Annotated in this window: 6 protein-coding genes and 1 pseudogene; 3 read left to right on the top strand and 4 right to left on the bottom strand. The window is 66.8% G+C overall.

Features of this window, described 5'->3' with window-relative positions; genetic code table 11:
* Positions 1-647, bottom strand: a 647-nt coding sequence (locus JOY90_RS08190; RefSeq protein WP_291690638.1) for a Crp/Fnr family transcriptional regulator, incomplete at its 3' end; no start/stop codon positions are given.
* Positions 648-856: 209 nt separating this feature from the next.
* On the opposite strand from JOY90_RS08190, the gene JOY90_RS08185 reads away from it, so the two are divergent.
* Positions 857-1,057 carry a hypothetical protein gene (locus tag JOY90_RS08185; RefSeq protein ID WP_291690637.1) on the top strand — a complete coding sequence of 67 codons (201 nt, stop codon included), beginning with the start codon at positions 857-859 and terminating at the stop codon, positions 1,055-1,057.
* A gap of 4 nt (positions 1,058-1,061) precedes the next feature.
* Here JOY90_RS08185 and JOY90_RS08180 read toward each other — a convergent pair.
* Positions 1,062-1,607 (bottom strand): annotated as a pseudogene (locus JOY90_RS08180) (NYN domain-containing protein); the annotation flags it as partial.
* A gap of 297 nt (positions 1,608-1,904) precedes the next feature.
* Positions 1,905-3,107: a multidrug effflux MFS transporter gene (locus tag JOY90_RS08175; protein ID WP_291690636.1), complete on the bottom strand. Its 1,203-nt coding sequence runs from the start codon at positions 3,105-3,107 to the stop codon at positions 1,905-1,907.
* A 335-nt stretch (positions 3,108-3,442) separates the two neighbouring features.
* Between JOY90_RS08175 and JOY90_RS08170 the strand changes: the two genes are divergently transcribed.
* On the top strand, positions 3,443-4,015 hold the full coding sequence (locus JOY90_RS08170) for a CAP domain-containing protein (protein ID WP_291690635.1): 573 nt from the start codon (positions 3,443-3,445) through the stop codon (positions 4,013-4,015).
* 18 nt (positions 4,016-4,033) lie between these two features.
* On the opposite strand, the gene JOY90_RS08165 is transcribed toward JOY90_RS08170, so the two are convergent.
* Positions 4,034-5,032 carry an aldo/keto reductase gene (locus JOY90_RS08165; protein ID WP_291690634.1) on the bottom strand — a complete coding sequence of 333 codons (999 nt, stop codon included), beginning with the start codon at positions 5,030-5,032 and terminating at the stop codon, positions 4,034-4,036.
* Positions 5,033-5,186: 154 nt separating this feature from the next.
* Between JOY90_RS08165 and JOY90_RS08160 the strand changes: the two genes are divergently transcribed.
* Positions 5,187-6,525, top strand: a 1,339-nt coding sequence (locus tag JOY90_RS08160) for an ATP-binding protein (RefSeq protein ID WP_291690633.1), incomplete at its 3' end; no start/stop codon positions are given.

Here is a 6,525-nt window from a genome sequence, read left to right as displayed (position 1 = left end):
ATCCTGACCCGGTTGTAATTGGTCGCGATCCAGCCGAGCGATTTGAACCGCGCCAGCGTCCGGTTCATCACGTCGCGCGAGACGTTCGCCATCTCGGCGAGTTCGCTCTGGGTGAGATGGAAACCATCGGGGTGGGACGACTGCACGCCGTCCTCGGCGGCGGTGACGCGGAGCAGCGTCGCTGCGATACGCTGGTCGTTGCGGCGAATCAGGAGATCGGCGCCCGCGGACGCCGCCATTTCCGCGCCGAAGGCCGGCAGCGCCGCGAAGGCGCGCATGTATTCGACGGAGCGCAGCGCGATCTCGTTGAGGGACGTGAGCGGCAGGAACAGCGCCTGCGACGGTTCGAGCGCCCGGAACGTCGTGATGCGACGGCGGCCCGCGACGGATGTATAGCCGAACCAGTGGCCGGCGCGCAGCACATGGCCGAGCGCCTCGCGCGCCTCCCGGCCGGCGAGATAGAAGCCGAAGCCGCCATCGATGATGCCATAAATACCGCCCGCATCGTCGCCCGAATGGTACACGTAATCGCGCGTCGCGAACGTCACCACGGTCGCCTGGCGGAACACGATTTCCTGCAGGGATTTCGGCTGATGGGCGAGCCATCCCCGACTGGTGAAGATGCGTTCGATCTCGGAGCGGTCCACAGAAAAAAGCTCAAGGCATTACTATGGCAATTTTGGGGGCATTGTCGGTTTTCAGGCAAACTGTCAATCGCCTTCTGCTATCGTGCGATACGAGAGGCGTGCCGAATCCCGCAACGTCGAGGATCGGCTTTCATCGCGAGGCGTGCGCAGGGCAGCGATCCATCCGTCCTGTTCGCGGGGTTCGTCGAGGTAGGGGGGCGTCAGGCAGGATGTTCGACCTGATCATTTCAAAGCGCGGCGGCCGGTCGCGGTGGGAATGGCGTGTGTGCGACCTCTCCTCCGGGAAGGTCGTCATGGCGGGCGGCGAGAGGTCTCGCTCCGCGGCGCGCTACGAGGGGGCGCGCGCGCTCTTTCTCCTGCTGCTGTCGAGCCATCGCGCCGCCGTCGCCGTGCGGGGGCCGCGCGGCTAGCTCAGCGCGGGGGCGAGCGGGACGTCACCTCGCGTCCGATCTTGGCGCGCAGATCCGACAGATCGATGAACGCGTCGGCCTGCCGCCTGAGTTCGTCGGCGACCAGCGGCGGCTGCGTCGACACCGTCGAGGCCACCGTGACGTGGACGCCGCGGCGCTGAAGCGAAGCCACCAGCGAGCGGAAGTCGCCGTCGCCCGAGAACAGCACCATCTGGTCGACGTGCTCGGCGAGCTCGATCGCGTCGACCGCGAGCTCGATCACCATGTTGCCCTTGGTCTTGCGCTGGCCGCTCGCCTCGACGAATTCCTTGGTCGGCTTGGTGACGACGGTGTAGCCGTTGTAGTCGAGCCAGTCGATCAACGGGCGGATCGCGAGGTTCTCCTGGTCCTCGGCGATCAGCGTGTAATAGAACGCACGCACCAGCGTGCCGCGCGCTTCGAATTCCTTGAGCAGTCGCTTGTAGTCGATATCGAAGCCCAACAGCCTCGCCGTTGCGTAGAGATTGGGTCCGTCAATGAAGAGCGCGATCTTGTTGCTTCGATCTTTCATTTTTCCCTCGCACGTCCGCGAGGCTTAGATCATTGCTGCGGTCCGGAAACCAGAGGCGTTGCGATTTTTGAATCAAACCCAGTTAATGGATCGGTACATTTTTAGACAATCCGACGACAGTAATCACCAGATGCGGGGCGGCTGCAAGTCACGCGGGCGCGACGATGCACGCACACGGTTTCACGCCGCGCTGATGCGCGCGATGGTCATCGCGCAGACCGTATCGGCCTATTTGGTTTGTCGATCGATCGCGCGGCGTCAACGATTTTGGCGAGATTGCGATTGTCCCGCCGCGCCTCACGCGATGGTGCGATGATGCGGCTTGAACAGCCGCCCCTTCTCGGTGACGGCGACGATCGCGATCGCAGCCAGCGTGCAGACGAGGAAGCCGGTGGCGAACGGCACGAGCGTGCCGTCGTAACTCTGGCCGATCGCGGCGCCGACGGCGATGCCGACCAGCGTGGTGATCGAACCGTACAACGAGGAGGCGGTGCCGGCGATGTGGCCCTGCGGCTCCATCGCCATGGCGGTGAAGTTCGCGAACATCATCCCGAAGCAGAACATCATCAGCGAGGTGAGCGACAGGAACAGCGCCAGCGGCAGCAGGTCGCCGCGCGCCGCCACGAACATGATCGCGGCGATCACCAGAAAGCCCATCAGCGCGGTGTGCGAGATCACGCGCATGCCGAGCCGCCCGACCAGCCGCGCGTTGAGGAAGCCCGCGACGGCGGTCCCGAAGGCGACGCCGGCGAACGCGAGCGGAAACGCATGACCGAGCCCGTAGATGCCGGTTAACACCTGCTGCGCCGAGAACACGAAGGCGAGCAGGCAGCCCATCACGGCGCCGGCCGCCAGCGCGTAGCCGAGGGTCTGGCGGCTGGTCAACGTCTGGCGGTACGCGTCGAGCACGGCGGCCAGCGCGAACGCCTTGCGCTCGGCCGCGGGCAGCGTCTCCGGCAGCCGCAGCGCGCTCCAGGCGAGCGCGACCACGCCGTACAGCATCAGCACGACGAAGATGCCGCGCCAGTGCGTCAGGAGCATCACGGCCTGGCCGAGCGAGGGGGCGATCACGGGCACCGCGATGAACACCATCATCGCAAGCGACACCACGCTCGCCATGCGGCGGCCGGCATAGCAGTCGCGCACGACCGAGGTCGCGATCACCCGCGTCGCCGAGGTGCCGAGGCCCTCCAGCGCGCGCGCCAAGAGCAGGGTCTCGAAGGATGGGGCGGCCAGCGCCAGCAGGCTGGCGATGCAATACACCACCATGCCGCCGAGCAGGACCGGCCGGCGCCCAAAGCTGTCGGAGAGCGGTCCGATGACGAACTGGCCGGCGCCGAAGCCGATCAGGAACGCCGACAGCACCATCTGCGGCCGGTTGGCCGCGGCGATGTGGAAATAGGCGCCTATGTTGGGCAGCGCCGGCAGCATCATGTCCATCGCCAGCGGATTGAGCGCCATGATCGTCGCGATCACGGTGACGAATTCGGCAAAGCCCATCGGGCGGTGCCTCGCTACGCCGCTGGATCCCTGAAATGCGTCGGCGTCGACGTCAACCAAAGTCGCTGACCCCAAAGTTTCGCTATTGTATTTGAATGGCTTTTAGCGACAGTGCTGCGCTGCACAACCCTCGTTTGGAGATGGCAGGTCGGCGGCGTCAGGCGCCGCGGTCGGAAGGCAACTAAAGATTGCATGAATTTCATGACTGTATCCAGTGCGTGCATCCGCTCGAAGAGCCTTCGACCTCCGTGCCCTCGAAACGCTCCAATGAGGGCGCCGATTCCTGACCCCCAACCAGGCGTTTCCTTCAACTCTTTGCCAGCCATTGAAAAACGATGACGTACCGAAGCATCAAGGCGTTGCTCGTGGGGCTGTTGCTGACCCTGCCGGTTCTGCCGGCCGCTGCGGCCGAATCCGCCGCGGAGATGATCTCGAGCTTCCGCCTCAAGCATGGCGAGGTCCGCGTCACCTCGGACGCCGTGCTCAACCGCATCGCGCAGGAGCAGGCGCGCGCCATGGCCACGCGCGCCAGGCTCGACCATGAGGTCGCGGGCTCGTTCTCGTCGCGCATCGCGCCGTCGCAGGCCGGGCGCGCCGCGGAGAACATCGCCTATGGCTACGACACCTTCGAGAGGACGCTGCAGCAGTGGATCGAGTCCTCCGAGCATCGCAAGAATCTGCTGCTGCACAACGCCACCCGGATCGGCGTCGCCAGTGCGCATGACGAAGCCAGCCACCGCACCTATTGGGCCATGGAGATCGCGGGCGACTACGAGCCGAAGCCTGCCAAGGGCCGCAAGGGCGGCCCGCCCACCGGAGAGCGCCGCGTGGTCGCCGCCGTCGAGGCCAAGGGCGGCGCGTCGCACAAGCGGAGCTGCCACCTCAAGCTGCTCGGGCTCTGCCTGTAAACGAGCAGCTGTGGGCGTTTATCGCGGCTCGCCGGAAAATCCCAGCCGCAGCGCCGCAAGCCGCTCGAGCGCCGCTTGCGGCAATGGACCTTTCTGAACTGCGGCGAGCGCGTCCTCGAACTGCTGCGGCGTCGCCATCCCGACCAGGATCGTGCCCATCGCCGGATGCGAGATCGCAAAGCGCGTCGCGGCCTCCGTCAGGCTGCCGGCGAATCCCTCCTGCACCAGTGGTGCCAGGCGGCGCGCGCGATCGAGATCGGCGTCGTAGCTGATCGCGGAGCCGATCGGCTCCGGCGCCGGGCTCGCGATCGGGTGTCGCTCGGCCGAGCCCGACAGCGCGCCGCCGGCCAGCACGCGGATGCCGACGACGCCGACACCGGCCGCCTGCGTGCGGTCGAACAGCCGTTCGTAATCCTGCGCCGGATAGCTCGCCGGCAGGGCCTCGGCGGCCGAGGGATTGAGCATGTTGTAGACCACCTGGGCGCTGTCGAAGGCGCCGGACGAGATCACCTGCGCGAGCGCCGCCGTGTCGCCGACCGCCGTGAGGCCGAGGAAGCGCGTCTTGCCATCTCGGCGCAGGCGTTCGAACGCGCCCACCACCTCGCCCTGCACCTGCGCCACGCTCAGCGCCCCTTCGCCTTCCGCAGCCGTAATCGGGTTGTGCAGGTGGAAGATGTCGACCCGGTCGCGCCGCAGCCGCGTGAGACTGTTGTCGAGCGACGCGGTCACGGCGTCGGCGATACGGCCGCGCTCGTCCGCCTGCAGGCGCACCTTGGTGCCGACCACCACATCGGCCGGCTTCAGCGCCTGCAGAATGCGGCCGAGATTCTTTTCCGACTCGCCGTTGCCGTATTGCACCGCGGTGTCGAAATAGTTCACGCCGGCATCGATCGCCCGCGCGACGGTGCGCTCCTGGTCGGCGGGATCGCCGCGCACCATCAGCCCGCCGACGGCCCCGCAGCCGAAGCCCAGCACCGAGAGTTGCATTCCCGTCCGTCCAAATGCGCGCAACTGCATCGCCTTCCTCCCGCTACGCCAATACCCGATCATAGCATGCCGGGCGGACACCGCGGGAGAGCCGGGCCGCTTGCGTGGCGAGCGGAAACCTGAATGATCTGGCCCCATCGTCCCGGCGCGTCGGAGCCGGCCGTTTCCCTGGAGATATCTGGACATGTCGACGCTCATGCCGCATGGGGCCTGCCTGTCGTGGCAGCCGGGGTTGCTCTGGCTGAACGCCGTTTCCGATGCCGCGCTGGCCTGCACCTTCTTCATCGCCGCGCTGGTTTGCACGCGCTTCGTGCTGTGGCGGCGCCGCGAGGTCATGTTCAGCGGATTCTTCTGGGCGTTCGCGGTGTTCATCGCGGTATGCGGGGCGACCCGCCTGATGTCGATCCTCACGCTCTGGGTGCCGGCCTACGGCACCGAGGCCGCCGTCAAGGGGCTGCTGGCGCCGATCTCGATCGCGATCGGGGCGGCCTTGCTCCTGATGCTGCCTCGGCTCCTGGTGCTGCCGACCCGCATCCAGCTCCAGCAGGCCTATGCAGCCCTCGAGGAGGAGACGCGGCAACGCCGCGAGGCCGAGGCCATGGTCCGGCGCTTTCAGGAGATCGAGGCCAACGAGGCCCGGATCCGGCAGGCGCAGAAGATGGAGGCCGTCGGCCAGCTCACCGGCGGCGTCGCCCACGACTTCAACAACATCCTGACCGTGATCACCGGCTGCATCGAGATCGTCGGCGAGGCGGTCAAGGACAAGCCGCTCCTGGTCCAGATCACCAACATGATCAGCGCTGCCGCCTCGCGGGGCGCCGACCTCACGCAGCGCCTCTTGGCTTTCGCCCGCCGCCAGCCGCTGCAACCGCGCGCGACCGACGTCAACGACCTGGTCGTCGACGCCGCGCGGCTGCTGCGGCCGACGCTCGGTGAGCAGATCGAAATCCAGTCGATGCTGGCGCATGACGCGGTGCCGGCGCTGATCGATCCGAGCCAGCTCTCGACCGCGATCCTCAATCTCGCGCTGAACGCGCGGGACGCCATGCCGGACGGCGGCAAGCTGACGCTGGAGACGAAGAATGTCGTCCTCGACGAGGACTACGCCGCCATGAATCCCGAGGTGAAGCCCGGCAACTACGTCATGGTCGCGGTGAGCGATACCGGAGCCGGCATTCCCGGCAACCTGCTCGACAAGGTGTTCGAGCCGTTCTTCACCACCAAGGACGTCGGAAAAGGCTCCGGGCTCGGGCTCAGCATGGTCTACGGCTTCGTCAAGCAGTCCGACGGCCACATCAAGATCTACAGCGAGGAGGGCCACGGCACCACGGTGAAGCTGTATCTGCCCGAAGCCCCGTTCAAGGCCGACGTCGTGGTCACCGAGACCGGCACCTGCTCGGTCGAGTACGGCGACGAATCCGTCCTGATCGTCGAGGACGACGCGCTGGTCCGCGACTACGTCGTGACCCAGGTCGGCCGTCTCGGCTACGAGACGCTCGCCGCCTGCAACGCCGCGGAGGCGC

Origin of the sequence: Bradyrhizobium sp., assembly GCF_019242285.1 — a bacterium.
Taxonomy (GTDB): domain Bacteria; phylum Pseudomonadota; class Alphaproteobacteria; order Rhizobiales; family Xanthobacteraceae; genus Bradyrhizobium.
Note: the sequence above shows the minus strand (reverse complement) of the source record. Positions and strands in the feature narration are given on the sequence as shown.

Coding starts and splice junctions, on each gene's coding strand:
- JOY90_RS08185 (WP_291690637.1), top strand. CDS start 857: ATGTTCGACCTGATCATTTCAAAGCGCGGCGGCCGGTCGCGGTGGGAA.
- JOY90_RS08175 (WP_291690636.1), bottom strand. CDS start 3,107: ATGGGCTTTGCCGAATTCGTCACCGTGATCGCGACGATCATGGCGCTC.
- JOY90_RS08170 (WP_291690635.1), top strand. CDS start 3,443: ATGACGTACCGAAGCATCAAGGCGTTGCTCGTGGGGCTGTTGCTGACC.
- JOY90_RS08165 (WP_291690634.1), bottom strand. CDS start 5,032: ATGCAGTTGCGCGCATTTGGACGGACGGGAATGCAACTCTCGGTGCTG.